Origin of the sequence: Candidatus Palauibacter irciniicola, assembly GCF_965208695.1 — a bacterium.
Classification (GTDB): domain Bacteria; phylum Gemmatimonadota; class Gemmatimonadetes; order Palauibacterales; family Palauibacteraceae; genus Palauibacter; species Palauibacter irciniicola.
The window spans coordinates 2,254,936-2,272,545 of sequence record NZ_OZ242352.1; the positions used below are offsets into that span (position 1 = coordinate 2,254,936).

Here is a 17,610-nt window from a genome sequence, read left to right on the forward strand (position 1 = left end):
CCGCGTCAACCCAGTGTCAAACAGACTGATCTTCGTCGTCGGGCTCGCCCTGCTCGCCGCAGTTCCGGCGACGCTCGAGGCACAGGCCGAAAGCATCGATTCACCCTATCGCTGGCGCGAGAAGGGCTTCCGCGTCGGCCTTTTCGGGGGCCACCACGCGGGGAACCGGGGGCGGCTCGAGTTCGCGCAGGGACCCACCCCCGTGGCGGGCGCCAGGATGCGCGTCCGGGCATCGAGTCCCCTTTCTCTCGAGCTTGGAGCCACCTACGGGGCGGCGGACCGATGGACGCTGGACGTCCTCGACGAGGCCGGACCGATGGTCGTCGACACCGTCGCCGCAGGCTGGCTGCGGGCCGATCTCGGGGCGCAGATCGGCCTCACCGGGGCGCGGACGTGGAACGGGATCCACCCCTACGGACTCATCGGCGGCGGCTTCGTGTTCGGGGTCGACGAGGGCGCCTCCGAGTTCCTCGCCGACCAGGCGCTCGAACCCTTCCGGTACGACATCTCCACGGCTCCGCACATCTTCGTGGGGCTGGGGTTCGAGATCTTTCCGTCGGAGACGATCGGGATCGGCTTCGAGGCCCGCGACTACCTGGTCCGCGTGACGTCCCCGGACGGGTTCCTCTTCGGAAGCACGCTGGATCTGTTCGAGGCCTCCGGGGCGCCGGCGCCGCAGGGTTCCGTGTGGGGTCACAACCCGGAGTTCAGCATCTCCATCTGGTACTACTTCTAGCCGCCGGCTGCGGGCGAGTATGAGCGACGCGGACTGGATCTCCTTCGACGAGGCTCTCGCGCTCGTGCTGGACGCGGCAGCGCCGCTCGGGACGGAACGGGTTCCGCTCTCCGCCGCCCTCGGCCGCTCGCTCGCACGCGGCGCGGAAGCCGTGGCCCCGCACCCGCCGTGGGACAACAGCGCCATGGACGGATTCGCCGTGCGGATCGACGAAGTCCGCGGCGCGAGCCCGGAGCGGCCCGTGGTCCTCCCGATCTCCGACGACATCCCGGCCGGCGCCTTTCCGCGCGGGCCGCTGGAGCCCGGTTCCGTGGCGCGCGTGATGACGGGGGCGCCGGTGCCGGAGGGCGCCACGGGCGTCGTCCGCGTGGAGCACACGGACGGAGGTCCAGACGTGCGTGTGCGCATATTCGACGACGCGGACGGAGAGCGGCACATCCGTTTCCTCGGGGAGGATGTGCAGGCGGGCGACACGATGGTGGAGCGTGGGGAGGAGCTCGGGGCGGCGGCGGTGGCGCTGCTCGCGACGGCCGGCTGCGAGCAGGTGGACGTGGGCCGGCGACCTCGCGTGGGCGTGCTCGCGAACGGAGACGAACTCGCGGATTTCGATGAATTCGAGGAGGTGCGGGCGGGGCGGCGGATCATGAACTCGAACGGGTACGCGCTCGCCGCCCAGCTCGCGGAGTCGGGGGCAGAGCCTGTACCGCTCGGCATCGCCCGGGACGACCCCGGCGACCTGCACCGTCGCCTCGCGCGGGCCGAGTCCTGCGACGCGATCGTCTCCGCGGCCGGCGTGAGCGTCGGCGAACACGACTACGTGAAGCAGGTACTCGACGAACTCGGGTTCGAACGCTCCTTCTGGCGCCTGCGGATGCGCCCCGGCAGCGCCACCGTCTTCGGCCTGCTCGGCGGCCGGCCGTTCTGGGGCGTCCCGGGCAATCCGGCTTCGGCGCTCGTCACCTACGAGACGCTCGTGCGACCGGCGATCCGCAAGATGGCGGGGTTCGCGCGCCCCTGCCGGCGACCTCTGCGGTGCGTCGCGGCACACGACCTGCGCGGCCCCCGGCACGTGCTCTCGTTCCTGCGCGTGCTCATCGGATCCGCCGAGTCGGGCGCCCTCACGGCCCGCCTGAGCGGCCCGCAGGGTTCGGGCAACCTGGGGTCCATGCTGGCCGACGGACTGCTCGCGATCCCGGTCGGGACCGACGCCATAGGCGCCGGGGATCCGGTCGACGTGATCCCGCTCAGGGAGTGGGCGAGTCCCGCCTGACGCGGAGTTCCACCACGGGCTGCGCGCCCGTCAGATGCGGACGACCGCCGCCGCCATCGTGTAGCCGCCCCCGATCGAGGTGAGGACGATCGTGGCCGGATCCGGCACGGACCCGTGCTTCCCGCGGACGACTTCGTCGAGTGTCACGGCGACGGTCGAGGCGGACATGTTGCCGTAGTCGACGATGTTGTGAACGACGCGCCCTTTCGGAAGTTCCAGCCTCTGCTCGAGACCCTGCGTGATCCGCGCGTTCGCCTGATGAGGAATCACGAAGTCCACGTCGGACCAGTCGAGACCCGCCTTGTGAAGCGCCTGTTCGCCCACTTCGGCCATCTTGACGATCGCGTTGCGGACGATCCTCGGTCCGCCTTCCATGTGGAGAATCGGAGCCCGGTCCCCGTCCTCCCGCCAGCTCTGCCCGACGAGGTACAGCGGGTCGCGCGCGAACCAGCCCGACGCCGCCATCGGGCCGAGCACGCCGTGATCGGTTTCGCTCCGCTCGAGCACGACCGCTCCGGCCCCGTCGCCGAAGAGCACGGCCGTCCGCACGTCCGTGTAGTCGACGAGCCGCGTGAGGGCGTCGCCCGAGACCACCAGGACCCGCTCCGCCATGCCGCTGACGATCGCCGACCAGGCCGCCCCCACGCCGTACACGAAGCCGGCGCAGGCCGCGTTGATCGCGAACCCCCCCAATCGCGGATTCCCGATCTTCGTCGCCACGGTACAGGCGCTGTTCGGGACCTCGTCGGAGGGCGACACGGTCGCGACGTAGAGTTGGTCGATCTCGTCCGGTTCACGGCCGGCCGCCTCCAGCGCGGCGAGCCCCGCCCGGGCGCACATGTCCTCGGTCGTCAGATCGCTGCCCGGCGGGATTCGCCGGCGCGACCGGATGCCGGTCAACTGATAGGCCCACTGATCGAAGACGTCGGGGTCGGACAGCCCGTTGACACCCTCGACGCCCCTGAGCGCGGATCGCGCCTGCCCGACGTCGAACGACTCGCGCAGCGTACCCATGCCGAGAAGCTGAAAGTTGTCGATGCTGTCAGGCGGCAGGTAGCTCCCGGTACCCGTGACCGCCGCGGTCACTCTGGCTGCCAAGGCCGTCTCCATCGTCCGTGGGCAAGCAGCCCGTCGAAAGTCCTGGTGCAGGGGTTTGCCACGGGCTGCCAAGCGTCGGCGGGCTCGGCCGCCGGAAAGTCCGAGAGTATACGGCGGAGGCCGGGAAGGTTGCCAGTCCGCGCTAGCCTGCGGCCGATCGGATGACTGGAGGCGGGGAGAGGGCGAGCAGGAACTGCTGCGCGGCCGAGCGGGCCGCCTCCGCAAGCGTTCGCGTCGGGCACGGCCGGGTCGGCATCACGCGGGCGCACTCCCGTACGCTCGCCTGCGACCAGCAGGATTCGGGCTGCCCATTGCCGCACTCCCGAATGAGCAGTTTCACGCTGGCGGGCAATCGGAGCACCGCGTCGCTGTCGAACTCCTCGGCCACCGCGTAACGCACGAGATCTTCGGCCAGACCCAGTTCCACGCCGGCGTCCAGCAACTCCTCGAGGGAGACCACGAGGAGGGGAAAATCGGCGCGGTCGCGGCCCAGCCGCGTCAGAAGCTCGCGTCCTACGCCGCGGCGAAGGGCATCGGCGGCCTTCTCGAGCGCGACCGGTTCCGCCTGCGGACCGACGACGGACGCGGCGTCCCGCAACTCCGCGGCGAAAGTGTCGACGGCGGCGAGGACGACTTCGGGGGCCATCCCCTTCGCCACGCCCTCCATGGCCTTGTCGATGAGGAGACCCCGGGGCAGACCGTCCCGGACACCGGCCTCGATGACGGAAAGGGTACGTGCCGCGTAGACGGCGCCCAGGTGACGGCTGAAGCGCGCGCGCGCGTCCTGGCCCGCAAGCGGCGGGCCGTGCGCGAAAAGCACGGCGCCGAGGAGGACGACCGCGAGGGAACGGCGCGGCGAGGCTTTTGCCACGGCTGCTTGCCGGCTAGGGGGCCAGCGAGCGGGCGCCCGCGCCGCCCGTGATGGCGATCACGGCATTCTGGTTGCCGTAGCCGTCCTCCACATACCGTTCCGCGTGCGGATCCGTGATCCAGGTCTCGCCGTCCACGAGGAACATGTACTTGTGCACGCCGGGCGGGAGCTTCACCCGCCCGGTCCACACGCCGGTCCCGTACGGATCGGCCAGCGCGACCTCCGGCTGCCAGTCGTTGAAGTCGCCCGCCACGTGGACCGACGCCGCCCCGGGCGCCTCGAGACGGAACTGCACGTAGTGGACTTCTTCGCCCACGAGCGCCGTCGCCGCCCCGGCCGGCTCGGAGACGACGTTCTCCCGCGGCAGGAGGAAGAACGTCGCAAACACCGCGGCGGCGGCGAGTCCCAGCCACGGACGGACGCGCACGGAGCGCGGATGCACCCACCAGTCCACGAGACCGGACAAGGGCCGGCGCCCCTCCTGGCGAACCGTGGCCATGACCCTCGACTCGAGTCCGACCGGAGCTCCCTGCACCCCCGAGTCCCGCACGTCCGAAAGGAGGGCATCCCACCGTTCGGCCTCCCTGCGAAGCTCCCGCGAGAGTTCCGAATGGTCGATTTCTCCGTCCAGGTACAGCTTCAGATCGTCGTTCATCGGTAGTTCTCTAACAGCACCTGTAACTGATCCCGAGCCCGGTGGACGCGCATCTTCAACGCGGACACCGAAGCTCCAAGTCTCTCCGCCATCTCTTCGTACGACCAGCCCTCGACGTGCTTGAGGACGAAGGCTTCACGCTGCTCGTCGCTCAGCGACTGCAGGGCCCGGTATATCTGCTCCCGTATTTCAGCCCGTTCGGCGCGCGCCTCCGGGAGCCCCCGCGTCGCCGTGAGGGGGCCGGCCGCCTCCAGCGACACCTCGCGCCGCGCCCGCCCCTTCAACTGATCCTTGCACAGGTTGACGGCGATCCGAAACAACCAGCCTCCCACGCGTTCCCGGTCACGGCAGCGGTCGAGGCTCCGGAAACCGCGGATGAACGTGCGCTGCACGATATCCGCGGCGTCGTCCGCGCGCCCGGTCATGCGCTCCGCGTAGCGGTACAGCACGTCCTTGTACCGGCGCACGAGAACCCCGTACGCCTCGTGATCGCCTTCCAGTACGGCGGTCACAACCTCCGCGTCGCTCGGTTCATCGTCCGGAACCCGACCTTCCGGCCCGATCCGAAAGATCTTCTCTTCGTGAATAAGACGACCTCTACGGCTTTGCGGTCACTCGTGCAGCCCGCGGCCCGCTTCGTTTCGTGCTCGGGATCGGCCGTTCCAACTTAGCGGAACCGCGATCCCCCAACTACCTTGAGCGCGTGAACGCCGGGAACGCTGCCCCCGACGCGCCGGACCTGTTCGGCCTCCCCACTCCGGCGCTTGTCCTCGATCTCGATGTCCTGGAGAACAACCTCCGGGCCATGCAGGCACGCACGGACGCGCTCGGCGTTCGGCTTCGCCCCCATGTGAAGACGCACAAGTGCGTGGAGATCGCCGAACTCCAGCGATCGCTCGGCGCGTCGGGCATCACCGTTTCCACGCTCGCGGAGGCCCGGGTCTTCGCCGAGGCGGGGTTCGATGACATCCTGTGGGCCTTTCCGCTCAATCTCTCCCGCATCGGAGAGGCGGCCGCCCTCTCCGGCCGCGTCGGGCTGGGCGTGACCGTGGATTCCCTCACGGCCGTCGAGGCTCTCGAGGCCGCGGACACCCCGTTCTCGGTATGGCTCGAAATCGACTGCGGCTACGGGCGCTCGGGTATCCCGTACGACAGCGGCCGGGTCGCCGAGATCGCACGGCGGATCTCACGCGCGGGCCGGCTCGCCCTCGGCGGCTGCCTGACGCACGCCGGCCACACCTACGGCGCGGACTCGCCCGCCGCCGTCGCCGCGCTCGCGGAGGAGGAGCGACGGGCGATGGTCGAAGTGGGGCGCGCGCTCCGCGCGGCGGGGCTCGAGCCGGGAGCGCTCTCGCTCGGTTCGACCCCGGGCATGAGCCGGGTCGAGACGCTGGAGGGGATCGACGAGGCGCGGCCGGGGAACTATGCGCTCTACGACTACACGCAGACGCGGCTGGGATCGTGCGCGGTGAGCGACTGCGCCGTCACGGTGCTCGCGACGGTCGTGTCCGCGCGCGATGGGTCCGGCGGGGCGATCGCGGACTGTGGCGCCCTCGCCCTCTCAAAGGACGTGGGGCCGGACGATCCGCCCCACTACGGCCACCTCTTCCGCGACGCGTCCGGAGGGGCGCTGAGCGACCATCGCGTGACCTCCGTGAGCCAGGAGCACGGGCGCCTGTCCGGGCGGTTCGATGTCGGCGAGAAGGTCCGCGTCCTTCCGAATCACGCCTGCCTCACGGTCGCGCACTTCGACCGCTTCGAGGTCGTGCGGGGGCGGCGCGTGGTCGACCGCTGGAAGATTCGGCGCACGCGCGACTGATCCGGCGCGGCGCGACGCCGCGCCGACGTCAGCTTTGCCGCGGGCTGCTAGGGAGCCCGGTCGAGGGCGACGAGTTGCGCGAGGATGGAGACGGCGATCTGCGCGGGCGAGCGGGCGCCGATCCGAAGCCCGACCGGACCGTGGATACGGTCGCATGCCGCCTCGTCCAGCCCCCGCGCGAGGAGCGCCTCTCGACGTTGCCGCTGCGTCCGGCCGCCGCCGAGGAGACCGATGTACCCGCAGCGGGAGGCGAGCGCGGTCTCGAGGGCGGGCTCGTCCAGCTTCTCGTCGTGCGTGAGGATGACGACGCTCGTGCGAGGGTCGAGATCGAGGGCGGCCATCGCCTCGTCCGGCCAGCGCGGATCGAGCGACGCGGCATCCGGAAACCGCTCCGGCCGCAGGAAGGCGTCGCGCGGATCCACGACCACGACCTCGAACCCGGTTCGGTGCGCCATGGCGCACAGCGCATGCCCGATCGGGGTCGCCCCGACGATGACGAGCCGAGGGGGCGGGACGAAGGATTCGACGAAGACGAGGCTGTCCGGATCGTCCTGCACGAGTTCGACGACGCGGGCGTCCGACCGGCCGAGCCAGTCGTCGACGCGGGAGCGGGCCGCCCGGTCGAGGGCGGCGGACCCGAGCGTTCCCAGCGACCGGTCCGGTTCGAGGAGGAGTTGCCGCGAGCGCGTGGGCGGCGCCGCGCCGGTGAGGAGGACGCCCGGGGCGCCGGCCTCCTGGAGCTGCCAGAGGCGGTGCCAGACGGGGTCGCCGGGATCGTAGCGGTCGAGGAGGACGTCGATCTCCCCGCCGCAGGAGAGGCCGACGCCCGCGGCCATCTCGTCCGTGATCCCGTACGTGACGGAGGCCGGCGCGCCGCCGCCCAGCAGCGCGGAGAGCCGTTCGTGCAGGTCGCCTTCCACGCACCCGCTCGAGATCGAGCCGCTCAGCTCCCCGGCGGCCGAGATCGCGAACCGCGCGCCCGGTGGCAGCGGGGCCGAACGGCGCACGGCGATGAGCGTCGCCATGGCGATCGGATCGCCCCGCTCCGCCCACCGCGCGATGTCCTCGCGCACGCCCCGGAGACTCATGCCGGCCGACCCGGACCCGCGGTGCGCGACACGTGGACTAGCCGCCTGACAAGGCGCGACGAGGGAGCATAGCAGCGCTATGTGACCGAGGAGCAACGCAGAGCCCGGCGGGCTTCGCGAACCGCCTCGGTGAGCCTCGCGGGCAGCACCTCGAACACATCCCCTACGAGGCCGTAGTCCGCCACCCCGAAGATCGGCGCATCCGCATCGCGGTTGATCGCCACGATCACCTTGGCCGTGCGCATCCCGGCCAGGTGCTGGATCGCTCCGCTGATCCCGACCGCGAAGTACAGGTTGGGCGACACCGTCTTGCCGGTCTGGCCCACCTGCTCGCCGTGCGGCCGCCAGCCCGCATCCACGACCGCCCGGCTCGCGCCGAGCGCCGCCTCGTCGCCCAGCGCTTCCACCAGCGCCTCGAGCAGCGGCCAGTGCTCCGGCCCCTGCATCCCGCGGCCGCCCGAGACGATCGTCGTCGCCTCGCTGACGTCGAGGCGGTCGCGATCCCCCTGCTCCAGGGCGGCCGTCCGCACGCGTCCATCCAGGCCCTCGAGATCCAGGCTCGCGATCTCCCCCGCCGCGTCCTCCCCGGCCGGCGCGAAGACGTTGGCGCGGATCGTCATCACGGCCGGGCCCGGGGTGAAGCGCAGGGTCGCGATCGCCTTCCCGGCGTACATGGGCCGGCGGACGACGATGGCGCCGTCCTCCCGCCGGCACTCGATGACTTCCGAGGCCACGCTCCGCCCGAGCCGCGCGCCCACGCGAGGGGCGATGTCCCTCCCCTGAGCCGTGGCCGCGAAGATCACGGCGTCGTAGTCTCCCGCCTCGACGAGCCGGGCGATGGCCGCCGCGGCGATGTCCGGCTGGCACAGCGCGAGAGCCTCCGACTCACCCACCCAGGTGCGGTCGGCCCCGAAGCCGGCGAGTTGTGCGGCCGCCTCGGCCGTACCGGGAGGACCGAGCGCGACGACGTGGGTCTCCCCTCCGGCGTCGGCGGCGATCCGCCGCGCGAGCCCGACCGCCTCCCGCGAGGCCCGGCTCACGGCCCCTTCCCGGACCTCGGCGTACGCCAGCGCCCCGGGCATCAGAGCACCCCCGCTTCGTCGCGCAGCGCCCGCACGAGTTCCGGCACCGCGTCCACGCCCTCTCCGACGATCCGGCCCGCGGCCGGCGCCGGCGGTTCGTCGAGGCGGAGGAACTCGATGGTCGGCGCATCGAGCGTCACGTCCCGTTGCTCGAGAGGCTTCCTCTTCGCCGCCATGATCCCCTTGAGGCTCGGATACCGCGGCTCGTTGAGCCCCTTCTGCGTCGATACGACCGCGGGCAGCGGGAACTCGACGACCTCGTGCCCCCCCTCGACCTCGCGGCGGACCGTCGCTTCCCTTCCCGATATCTCGAGGCCGACGACGACGGTCGCGCACGGGAGGCCCAGAAACTCGGCCACCATCTGCGGCACCTGCATGTTGTCGTCGTCGATCGCCTGCTTCCCGAACAGCACGAGGTCGTACTCCCGACCCCGAATCTCGTCGGCCAACGCCCGCGCCACGGAGAGCGCGTCGTGCGAACCCGCGCACGCGAGCAGCACACCCTCATCCGCCCCCATCGCGAGCGCCTGGCGAATCGATTCGGCGGTCTCGGGGGGGCCGAGCGCGACGACCGTCACCTTCCCCTCCCCCGCCTCTTCCCTGCGGCGGATCGCATCCTCGAGCGCGAACTCATCGTACGGGTTCACGACGTACTTGACGCCGGCCGGGTCCAGTCCCGCGCCGTCGGGCGTCACTCTCACCCGCGTGGCCGAGTCCGGCACGCGTTTCATGCAGACTATGGTATTCATCCGTCTTGTTCTTCGAATGGAGTCAGGCGTTCTGGTAGGTCTCGATCTCGTCGGTAGTCAGTGCACACACGCGAAACGCGATGAGGTCGATGAGGTCGTCCGTCACGTTCTTCTGGCGGAGGTTCCGCACCCGCGCGTCCTCCGCGGCGGGCCGCGCCTCGCGCAGGGTCACGAGCCGGGCGGCCAGCCAGTCCAGGAAATCGTGTACGACGTCGCGGTGTTCGCGGTCGCGGTCCGGCTCCCCGTTCGGAGCCCTGGGAAGGAACGCGTCGATGAGCGCGAGCAGCCCGGGAAAGATCATCTCCGTGAGTTCCTCGTCGCCGATGAGTTCCTCTTCGGTGATCTCCTCCCAGCTCATCTCGTTCCAGTACAACTCGCACGCTTCCTCGAACAGATGGCGCCGCACTTCGGGAGACGCCTTCCTGAGGACGATGTCGCCGGGCGAGAGCCTTCGCCCCACGACTTTTCGCATGCCGCGGATGCGTTCCTGGATGAGGGTTCGGCCGGCCAGAGCGTGGGCTCGGTCGGGCGTTTCGGCGGCGGCGGGCCGGGCTTGCGTTTCGTTGTTCACGGAGCCGAAGATGCGACGGCCACGGTGAAGGAACAAGCGCCGGGGCCAACGCCGACGGGAGCCGGTGCAACGGCCGGCTTCGAGGGCGTGTTACCCAAGCGATGGGGACGTCTTTGGCGGAGGAAACGCGAACGCGCGGCGGATCGCAGGGCGGCGCGGCCGGTCCCGGTTCCGGACCTGTCGAGCCGCCGGATCCCGGCGCGGACGAACCCGGCCTTGTGGAAGCCGTGCAGGCCGGCGACTCGCAGGCGTTTTCCCTGTTCGTGACGAGATACACGGACCCGGCCTACGCCGTGGCGCTGTCGATTCTGCGGCACGAGCAGGACGCGGAAGACGCGGTGCAGGCCGCGTTCATTCGCGCGCTCGAGCGGATCGGGCAGTTGCGGCCGGGAAGCCGTTTCGGCCCGTGGTTCTATCGCGTGCTGAGGAGCACGTGTCTGAACCTCCGGCGGCGCGAGTTGCTGCGGACCCATTCGGAGCTGAAGGACACGGCGGCGTCGCGGGACGATCCGCACCGGGAGTTCGAGCGGAGGTACGCACGGAAGCGGGTGCTCGACGCGCTCGCGCAGCTTCCGGAACGACAGAGAACGGCGGTCATGATGTACGACATCGAAGGCTACGACCACGCGGAGATCGCGGGGATCCTCGGGATCGCGGTCGGGACTTCGAGGGCGAACCTTCACCACGGAAGGCACGCGTTGCGCCGCCTTCTCGGCGAAGCGCCGGCGTCCGGCGCCGGAGGAGCGGAAGAGGATGAAGATGAATAGGAACGATCGGCATCGGGGTAGCCGGCACGGGCCCGCGTGGGCCGAGTATCTCGAGCCCCTGCGGCCCGACGAACTCACGCGGCGGCGCCTGCGCCGGAACGTGATGGCCGCGGCGGAAGCGCTGTTCGAGCGGCGGCCCCTCTCCTGGCTCGACGTGACGGCAAGCTGGTCCGCGGCGCTCGCGCCGCTGGCCGCCGGGCTGCTCGTCGCGGCCGGCGTCCTGTTGTATCGCATCTCCCTGCCGGACGCGCCCGAGTTCGCCGCCGACCCGGACGCGGCTCCGGTCGGGCTGGTGCGCGCGTTGGCGCCGGACGCCGAAGCCCCGCCGGCGCTGATCATCGACCTGGCCGAGCCGAGTCGCGACGCGGTGCTGACCGCCGCCCTCATCAATCCGTAACTCGCTGAAACGCGACACGAATCGGGTGCGTATGGACACTTCGAGCTTCCGGGCGATCCTCCTTCTGACGCTCGTGTTCGCGGCGGGCGCCGCGATCGGCGTGGCGGCGGACCGCCTCGATCTTTTTGCCGACGCAACCGCGGCCGAACCGGCGGCGGAGGCGACGTCTCCCGAAACGCCGGATCGCGATGGCGGGTCGCGGGGGAGGCAGACGACGATCGAGCAGTTCGCCGATGAGCTGGGCCTGACGGCCGACCAGCGGTCGCAGATCGAGGGCTTCCTCGATCACTACCGCGACGGGATGCGGACGCTGCGCGGGAGCTACCGGACGTTGATGGATTCGGTCCGGACCCGGATCGAGTCGGTGCTGACGGAGGAGCAGGGTGAGGACTACCGGGAGTTGCTGCGACAGCGCTACGGGGGCGGGCGAGAGCGCGGCGGTGAACGGGGATCCCAGGGGCGTGACGACCCGCAGCGAAACAACTGACAACCGAGAGACGTCAATCCGCCCCTCGGGGGGCAAGGAAAACGATGACCATTCGACATAGATGTGGGTGCGGAGACCGGCCGAGCGCCGGTCTTCGTCGATGGGGGTTCGTCCTGCTGCCGGCGGTCCTGCTTGCGGGAGCACCGCCCCGGATGGCCGAAGCGCAGGTGCAGGCGAGCGACAACGCCCGCCAGATCACGGTCGACGAAGCGGTCGAGATCGCGCTCCGCCGCAACCCTCGGCTGATCCAGGCCTATTCGACGATCGAGATGGCCGAGCACAACCGGCTGAGCGCTTACGGGGCGCTCCTCCCGGGGGTGAGCGCCTTTTTCAGTTACTCGAACTCGTCGACCGGCCGTCTCGACGCACTCAGCCAGGGGATCGTCGCGACGAGTTACTCCACGCGGCTCCAGGCCAACTACACGCTGTTCGACGGATGGGGCCGTTTCACGAACCTCAAAAGCGCCCGGCTCGGCGTGGTCGAGCAGAACGCCCGCTATCGCGAGGCCGAATTCCAGGTCATTCAGCAGGTGAAGCAGGCCTACGCGGCGGCCGTGGCCACACGCGATCTCGTGGCCGTGGAAGAGCGCCGCGTCCAGCGGCAGGCGGACCAGCTCGAGTTCGTCCGGCAGCAGCTGGAGCTGGGACGGGCGACGCGCTCGGATTCCCTCCGCTCGCAGGTCGACCTCAACAACGCGCAACTCGCGCTTCTGACCGAGCAGAACAATGCGCGCACGCGGACGTTCGAACTCACCGAGGTCATCGGCTCCGAGACCCTCGTGGCGCCGACCGCGGAGGCGGAACTCGCGATGGCCGCGATGCCCTACACGCGCGACGAACTGTTCGCGATGGCCGATGTGACGGCTCCCGCTCTGGAGGCGGCCTCCCTGGCCGTCGAAGCCGCCGAGGCGACCGTGTCGGGCGCGCGCTCCAGCTACCTGCCCACGATCTCGATCGGCGCGGGCTACGGGTGGGCGAACCAGGAGTTCCCACCCTCCAACCGTTCGTGGTCGGTCGGGCTCTCAGGCAGCTACCCCCTCTTCAACGGCTTCCAGCGCGAGACACAGGTGTTCCGCGCGCGGGCCTCGGCGGACCAGGCCCGGCAGGAAGAGCGGGCGGTGCGGCTGAACCTCAGTTCGCTGCTCGACGCGCGCTACGCGACGGCCCAGTCCGCGCTCGCCGGCGTGGATCTCGCCGAGCGGAACGTCGAACTCAGCGAGGAGAGCCTCCGGGTCGTCCAGGAGCGCTACCAGCTCGGCCTCGCCACGATTCTCGAACTCCAGGACGCGCAGATCACGCTCACGCAGGCGGAGGTCGATCTCGTCAGGGGTCGGTTCGATTACGAGGTGGCGGTGGCGGGGATCGAGGCCCTCCTCGGCCGGAGGCTCGACCAGCAACCCTGACCGGCAGCCCGTGGCAAAAGCCCTGCTGCGTTCGAGCGGCGCGCGCATCTCTTCAACGTCGGCCCCGCGCGGGGTGTCCTCTCAGCGTGCCATGGCGGGCGCGATTTCGGCGCCCCGACCGTCCGTTCAAGGACCCGACACGAGACGAGATGCCGATGTCCATATTCGAACGCTGCAGGCGTCGCTTCCCCCGGCGAGGCGGGCCTTTGGGCCGCGCCACGGTCTTCACGACGCTTGGACTCGCGGCCGCGGGCTGTGCGACCGGTGAGGCCAACGAGCCCGAGCAGACTCTCCAGACGCTGACCGCGGGGCGCCAGACCATCGTCTCCAGCGTAGAGGCGACCGGGACGGTCGAACCGATCCGCGTGATCGAGGTCAAGTCGCAGGCCGGCGGCGAGGTCCTCGATCTGCCCGTCGAACTCGGGGACAACGTCGAACAGGGGACGCTCCTCGTGCGGATCGACCCGCGCGACGTGAACAACGCGCACGCCCAGGCGCAGGCCGATCTGGACGTGGCCGAGGCCCAGGCGGATGTCGCGGAACGCCAGCTCGAACGGATCGAGGCGCTTCACGAGTCCGACATCGTGACCTCCGAGGAACTGGAGAGCGCGATCCTCTCCGCGGCGAACGCGAGGGCGTCCCTCGTCCGCGCCACGACCAACCTCGAACTTGCCGAGGACAAGCTGGACGACGTGACGCTCCGGGCCCCGATCACCGGAACCGTCGTGGAACGGACGGTGGAGCAGGGGCAGGTCGTCACGGGGACGCGCGACCTCACCGGCGGTACCGTACTGATGCGGATGGCCGACCTCACAGAGGTCCAGGTGCGCATGCTCGTCGACGAGACGGACATCGGCCGGCTCCAGCCGGGACTCCCGGCCGACATCACCGTGGAGGCATACCCCAACCGGACCTTCCGGGGGTCCGTCCTCAAGATCGAACCGCAGGCCGTCGTCGAGCAGAACGTGACCATGTTCGCCGTGCTCACGCGCATCTCCAACGAGGACGATCTGCTGCGGCCGGGGATGAACGCGGATGTCGAGGTCGTGATCGGGCGCCAGGCGGACGTGCTGGCGGTCTCGAACAGCGGGATCAAGACGCAGCAGGAGGCCATGCAGATCGTCCGGGCTCTCGAGATCGACGCCGATGTCAACGCGCTGCTGCGCGACTTCCAGAGCCAGGATCGGCCGGAGGGTGCGGCGGAAGGAGATGGACCGGCGGAGGGTGAGGAGGAGCAGATGATCGGCGGGGTTCCGATGTCGGAGTTCCAGTCGATGTCGCAGGAGGAGCGGATGCGCGTCTTCCAGAACCTGTCCGATGAGGAGCGGCGCCGGATGATGCAGCAGTTCCGGAACCAGGGAGGCGGCGGACCCGGAGGCGGCGGGGGCGGCGCCGCGCGGCGGGCCGACGAGCCCCGCCCGGCCTTCGTGTTCAGGTACGACGAGAGCGGCCTCCTCGACCTGAAGCCGGTCATGATCGGCCTCAGCGACTTCGACCACACACACATCATCCGCGGGCTGGAGGAAGGCGAGGAGATCGTCGCCGTCCCCACTTCCCTCATCGCGCAGCAGGAATTCCTGGACCGGATCCGCAGCCGGACGTCGCTGCCGGGCATCGGGGGAAGGTGATGATCGTTCGATGATCTTCTTCGAGATTCTTCGGGTCGCGATGGACGCGATCCGCGCCAACAAGCTGCGCTCGTTCCTGACCATGCTCGGGATCGTGATCGGGGTCGGGGCCGTGATCACGATGGTGGCGCTCGGGGAGGGCGCCCAGCAGCAGGTCGAGAACCAGATCGAGTCGCTCGGCACGAACGTGCTCACGGTGCGCGCCGGGCAGGGAATGTTCCGCGGCGTGCGCGGCGGGTCGAACGCCCGGCTGACGACCGAAGATGTCGAGGCGGTGCGGCGCGGGGCCCCGGCTCTGGTGGAGGTCGCCCCGGAGATGCAGGGGCAGTTGCAGGTCCAGTTCGGGCGCAACAACGCCAACGTGCGGATTCTCGGCACGACGCCGAACTACATGGAGGTCGAGAATCACACGCTCGAACTCGGCCGCTTCTTCGACGAGTCCGAGAACCGCGGGCGGCGGCGCGTCGCTGTGCTCGGGGGCGCGGTCCCGGCGGTCCTGAACTCCGAAACCGCCGAACTCGTCGGCCGGACGATCTCGATCCGGAACATCTCCTTCGAGGTCGTGGGCGTGCTGGAGGAGAAGGGCGGATCGGGCTGGTTCAACCAGGACGAGCAGATCTTCGTCCCGCTGGAGACGGCGCAGTTCCGGCTGCTGGGGACCGACCGCGTGAGCCAGTTCAAGGTTGTCGTCGAGAGCGAAGCGGCGATCCCGGTCGCGATGGTGCAGATCGAGGAAGTGCTCCGGCGCGAGCACCGCCTTCCCCTGGGGCGGGAGAACGATTTCTGGATCTCGGACAGCGTGCAGTTCCTCGAAATGGCGCAGGAGACCACGCAGACGTTCACGATGCTGCTCGCGGGCATCGCCGCGGTCAGCCTCCTCGTCGGCGGCATCGGGATCATGAACATCATGCTGGTGTCGGTCACGGAGCGGACGAAGGAGATCGGCGTGCGCAAGGCGCTGGGCGCCACGAGGAGCGCGATCCTGCTCCAGTTTCTGCTCGAAGCCACGACCCTCTGCATGACCGGCGGCATCCTCGGTGTCGCGTTCGCGTACGGCGCGGCGGAGACGCTCTCGCGGTCGGCGGGCTGGACGATGGCCATCGCGCCGCAGGCCATCGGCCTCGCGGTGGTGTTCGCCGCCGCGGTGGGCATGTTCTTCGGCCTCTGGCCCGCCCGGCGTGCGGCCCGGCTCGATCCGATCGTGGCGCTCCGGTACGAATAGCCGACCGAGGCAAACCGCCGCGCCCGCCAGGTAGCACACGCGCGGGTTGGCGGGACGTCGCGGGCCGACGTATGGTCCCGGCATGAGTGTTCCGCTGACATCCCTTCCGGATTCCGCCCGCGTCTGGATCTACGGGACGGATCGTCCGCTGACCCCCGAGGAGCGCGACGCGCTGATGGTCGACCTGCGCGCCTTCGTCGACATCTGGACTGCGCACGGTGCTGCCCTCCGGGCGGGCGTGGACTGGGTCGAAGACCGGTTCGCGGTCGTCGCCGTCGACGAAGCCTCGGCGCCCGCGTCCGGATGCTCGATCGACGCGATGGCCCGGCGGCTCGGCGCGCTCGAGGAACGCCTGGGTTGCTCGCTTCTCGACAGCACGCGCGTGTTCTACCGGGGCGAGTCCGGCGCGATCGAAAGTTGCGCGCGGGCGGAGTTCCGGGCGCGGGCGACGACGGGAGCGATCGGCGAGACGACCCCCGTCTTCGATCCCACCATCGACACGCTGGCGGCGCTGCGGGCCGGCGAACTCGAGCGGCCCGTCGCCCGTTCGTGGCACCGGCAACTCCTGGGCCGCCCCGGCGGACGGTCCTGACGCGGCGACCGGCGTGACGGGGGCCCCGGGGAGCGGCGCTTCCGGCGCCGCGCGGGGGAAGCTGGCCTTCGCCCTCTCGGGCGGCGGCGCGCGGGCCGCCTACCAGACGGGCGTGCTGAGCTACATCGGCGGGCGGCTGCCCGGGCTTCGGGTCCCTCTCCTCACGGGCGTCTCCGCAGGCGCGATCAACGTGGGTTTTCTCGCCGCCTACGACGGAAACCTGCGCGGCGCGACGGAGGCGCTGAAGCGCCGCTGGCTCTCGCTCACGACCGAGGAAGTGCTGCGCACCAACCCCGCTTCCCTGCTCAAGGTGGGCGTGCGACTCGGGGGATCCCTTCTGGGCGGCGGAACCGGGCTGAGCCCCCGTTTCCGGAGCCTCGTCGACACGTCGCCGCTGCGGGAGTTCATCGAACGCGACGTCGACCGCGGAGAGATCGGGGCCCGGATCAGGGCGGGGGACCTCGAGGCGGTGGGGCTCACCGCGATGTCGTATCAGACAGGGCGCACGGTCCTCTTCGTACAAGGGGACCCACAGTCGGCGCCCAGGCCCGCGAGCTCACACTACCGACTCGTGCGGACGGACATATCGGTGGATCACATCCTGGCCTCCGCGTCGATCCCGCTCGTGTTCCCGGCCGTCAAACTCGGGCAGCAGTACTACGGAGACGGGAGCTTCCGCACCGCCGCGCCGCTGGCGCCCGCGATTCACATGGGGGCGGACCGCATCTTCACGATCTCGGCCCGCTACCGGCGATCCGAACTGGAGGCGCGGGCGCCGGACACGACCGGATATCCGCCGCCGGCCAGAGTGCTGGGCCTGCTGCTGAACTCGGTCTTTCTCGACACGCTGGACTGGGACGCGGCCGCGTTGCGCCGGATCAACGTCCTCGTCGGCCGACTCCCCGCCGAAGTGTCCGAGCGCCAGGGTCTGCGCCACGTCGACCTGCTCATCCTGAGACCCTCCCGGGACATCGGGAAGCTGGCCCGCGACTTCGAGATCGAGCTGCCTCCGGCGCTGAGGTTCCTCGTGCGGGGCCTGGGCACGCCGGACATCAAGACGGCCGACTTCCTGAGTTATCTCCTGTTCGAGAGCGAGTACATCCGGACGCTCGTGGAACTGGGCGCCTCCGACGCGGAGGCGAACTGGGCCCGCATCGAGGCGTTCCTCACCTGAC

General features: G+C 70.3%; 19 protein-coding genes. 11 read left to right on the forward strand and 8 right to left on the reverse strand.

The genetic code is table 11. The features are described 5' to 3' along the window. The first annotated feature begins 13 nt into the window (after window positions 1–13). Window positions 14–736, forward strand: coding sequence for a hypothetical protein (locus ACOGI9_RS09805; RefSeq protein WP_419856950.1), 723 nt, complete (start codon window positions 14–16; stop codon window positions 734–736). A 19-nt stretch (window positions 737–755) separates the two neighbouring features. Next, the gene (gene glp / locus ACOGI9_RS09810) at window positions 756–2,006 is read left to right on the forward strand and encodes a gephyrin-like molybdotransferase Glp (RefSeq protein ID WP_419856951.1); all 1,251 of its coding nucleotides are present in this window, start codon (window positions 756–758) and stop codon (window positions 2,004–2,006) included. 30 nt (window positions 2,007–2,036) lie between these two features. Here the strand turns inward: glp and ACOGI9_RS09815 are convergent, their stop codons facing one another. From ACOGI9_RS09815 to ACOGI9_RS09830, 4 genes are all read right to left on the reverse strand, one after another. Next, window positions 2,037–3,104, reverse strand: coding sequence for a beta-ketoacyl-ACP synthase 3 (locus ACOGI9_RS09815; RefSeq protein WP_419856952.1), 1,068 nt, complete (start codon window positions 3,102–3,104; stop codon window positions 2,037–2,039). 142 nt (window positions 3,105–3,246) lie between these two features. Then, a complete protein-coding gene (locus tag ACOGI9_RS09820; protein ID WP_419856953.1) occupies window positions 3,247–3,975 on the reverse strand; it encodes a hypothetical protein in 729 nt (242 codons plus the stop codon). 13 nt (window positions 3,976–3,988) lie between these two features. Continuing rightward, on the reverse strand, window positions 3,989–4,630 hold the full coding sequence (locus tag ACOGI9_RS09825; RefSeq protein WP_419856954.1) for a hypothetical protein: 642 nt from the start codon (window positions 4,628–4,630) through the stop codon (window positions 3,989–3,991). Then, a complete protein-coding gene (locus ACOGI9_RS09830) occupies window positions 4,627–5,142 on the reverse strand; it encodes an RNA polymerase sigma factor (protein ID WP_419856955.1) in 516 nt (171 codons plus the stop codon). Before ACOGI9_RS09830 ends, ACOGI9_RS09825 begins: the two co-directional genes overlap by 4 nt. A 191-nt stretch (window positions 5,143–5,333) precedes the next feature. Here ACOGI9_RS09830 and ACOGI9_RS09835 point away from each other — a divergent pair, with 191 nt between their 5' ends. Beyond that, on the forward strand, window positions 5,334–6,449 hold the full coding sequence (locus tag ACOGI9_RS09835) for an alanine racemase (RefSeq protein WP_419856956.1): 1,116 nt from the start codon (window positions 5,334–5,336) through the stop codon (window positions 6,447–6,449). Window positions 6,450–6,496: 47 nt separating this feature from the next. On the opposite strand, the gene ACOGI9_RS09840 is transcribed toward ACOGI9_RS09835, so the two are convergent. The 4 genes from ACOGI9_RS09840 to ACOGI9_RS09855 all read right to left on the reverse strand — a co-directional run bounded on the left by ACOGI9_RS09840 (window position 6,497) and on the right by ACOGI9_RS09855 (window position 9,939). Then, window positions 6,497–7,537 carry an XdhC family protein gene (locus ACOGI9_RS09840; RefSeq protein WP_419856957.1) on the reverse strand — a complete coding sequence of 347 codons (1,041 nt, stop codon included), beginning with the start codon at window positions 7,535–7,537 and terminating at the stop codon, window positions 6,497–6,499. Between the two features lie 77 nt (window positions 7,538–7,614). Then, a complete protein-coding gene (locus ACOGI9_RS09845) occupies window positions 7,615–8,619 on the reverse strand; it encodes an electron transfer flavoprotein subunit alpha/FixB family protein (protein WP_419856958.1) in 1,005 nt (334 codons plus the stop codon). Continuing rightward, window positions 8,619–9,350 (reverse strand): electron transfer flavoprotein subunit beta/FixA family protein, encoded by a 732-nt coding sequence (locus ACOGI9_RS09850; protein WP_419856959.1) that lies wholly within the window; start codon window positions 9,348–9,350, stop codon window positions 8,619–8,621. Before ACOGI9_RS09850 ends, ACOGI9_RS09845 begins: the two co-directional genes overlap by 1 nt. A gap of 40 nt (window positions 9,351–9,390) precedes the next feature. After that, window positions 9,391–9,939, reverse strand: coding sequence for a hypothetical protein (locus ACOGI9_RS09855; protein ID WP_419856960.1), 549 nt, complete (start codon window positions 9,937–9,939; stop codon window positions 9,391–9,393). 101 nt (window positions 9,940–10,040) lie between these two features. Here ACOGI9_RS09855 and ACOGI9_RS09860 point away from each other — a divergent pair, with 101 nt between their 5' ends. The 8 genes from ACOGI9_RS09860 to ACOGI9_RS09895 all read left to right on the forward strand — a co-directional run bounded on the left by ACOGI9_RS09860 (window position 10,041) and on the right by ACOGI9_RS09895 (window position 17,609). Next, window positions 10,041–10,706: an RNA polymerase sigma factor gene (locus ACOGI9_RS09860; RefSeq protein ID WP_419856961.1), complete on the forward strand. Its 666-nt coding sequence runs from the start codon at window positions 10,041–10,043 to the stop codon at window positions 10,704–10,706. Beyond that, window positions 10,699–11,103, forward strand: coding sequence for a hypothetical protein (locus ACOGI9_RS09865; protein ID WP_419856962.1), 405 nt, complete (start codon window positions 10,699–10,701; stop codon window positions 11,101–11,103). The genes ACOGI9_RS09860 and ACOGI9_RS09865 overlap by 8 nt, the downstream gene beginning before the upstream one ends. 25 nt (window positions 11,104–11,128) lie before the next feature. After that, on the forward strand, window positions 11,129–11,590 hold the full coding sequence (locus ACOGI9_RS09870) for a hypothetical protein (RefSeq protein WP_419856963.1): 462 nt from the start codon (window positions 11,129–11,131) through the stop codon (window positions 11,588–11,590). A gap of 152 nt (window positions 11,591–11,742) precedes the next feature. Next, window positions 11,743–12,993 carry a TolC family protein gene (locus ACOGI9_RS09875; protein ID WP_419856964.1) on the forward strand — a complete coding sequence of 417 codons (1,251 nt, stop codon included), beginning with the start codon at window positions 11,743–11,745 and terminating at the stop codon, window positions 12,991–12,993. Window positions 12,994–13,199: 206 nt separating this feature from the next. After that, window positions 13,200–14,621 carry an efflux RND transporter periplasmic adaptor subunit gene (locus tag ACOGI9_RS09880; RefSeq protein WP_419856965.1) on the forward strand — a complete coding sequence of 474 codons (1,422 nt, stop codon included), beginning with the start codon at window positions 13,200–13,202 and terminating at the stop codon, window positions 14,619–14,621. A gap of 10 nt (window positions 14,622–14,631) precedes the next feature. Continuing rightward, window positions 14,632–15,843, forward strand: coding sequence for an ABC transporter permease (locus tag ACOGI9_RS09885; RefSeq protein ID WP_419856966.1), 1,212 nt, complete (start codon window positions 14,632–14,634; stop codon window positions 15,841–15,843). A gap of 82 nt (window positions 15,844–15,925) precedes the next feature. Then, a complete protein-coding gene (locus ACOGI9_RS09890) occupies window positions 15,926–16,435 on the forward strand; it encodes an ABC transporter ATPase (RefSeq protein WP_419856967.1) in 510 nt (169 codons plus the stop codon). Between the two features lie 13 nt (window positions 16,436–16,448). Continuing rightward, window positions 16,449–17,609: a patatin-like phospholipase family protein gene (locus ACOGI9_RS09895; RefSeq protein WP_419856968.1), complete on the forward strand. Its 1,161-nt coding sequence runs from the start codon at window positions 16,449–16,451 to the stop codon at window positions 17,607–17,609. Window position 17,610: the final 1 nt, after the last annotated feature.

Excerpts from the sequence above, each read along its gene's own strand:
- glp (WP_419856951.1), top strand. The coding sequence starts at position 756 with ATGAGCGACGCGGACTGGATCTCCTTCGACGAGGCTCTCGCGCTCGTG.
- ACOGI9_RS09825 (WP_419856954.1), bottom strand. The coding sequence starts at position 4,630 with ATGAACGACGATCTGAAGCTGTACCTGGACGGAGAAATCGACCATTCG.
- ACOGI9_RS09840 (WP_419856957.1), bottom strand. The coding sequence starts at position 7,537 with ATGAGTCTCCGGGGCGTGCGCGAGGACATCGCGCGGTGGGCGGAGCGG.
- ACOGI9_RS09845 (WP_419856958.1), bottom strand. The coding sequence starts at position 8,619 with ATGCCCGGGGCGCTGGCGTACGCCGAGGTCCGGGAAGGGGCCGTGAGC.
- ACOGI9_RS09850 (WP_419856959.1), bottom strand. The coding sequence starts at position 9,350 with ATGAAACGCGTGCCGGACTCGGCCACGCGGGTGAGAGTGACGCCCGAC.
- ACOGI9_RS09860 (WP_419856961.1), top strand. The coding sequence starts at position 10,041 with ATGGGGACGTCTTTGGCGGAGGAAACGCGAACGCGCGGCGGATCGCAG.
- ACOGI9_RS09865 (WP_419856962.1), top strand. The coding sequence starts at position 10,699 with ATGAATAGGAACGATCGGCATCGGGGTAGCCGGCACGGGCCCGCGTGG.
- ACOGI9_RS09875 (WP_419856964.1), top strand. The coding sequence starts at position 11,743 with ATGGCCGAAGCGCAGGTGCAGGCGAGCGACAACGCCCGCCAGATCACG.
- ACOGI9_RS09885 (WP_419856966.1), top strand. The coding sequence starts at position 14,632 with ATGATCTTCTTCGAGATTCTTCGGGTCGCGATGGACGCGATCCGCGCC.
- ACOGI9_RS09890 (WP_419856967.1), top strand. The coding sequence starts at position 15,926 with ATGAGTGTTCCGCTGACATCCCTTCCGGATTCCGCCCGCGTCTGGATC.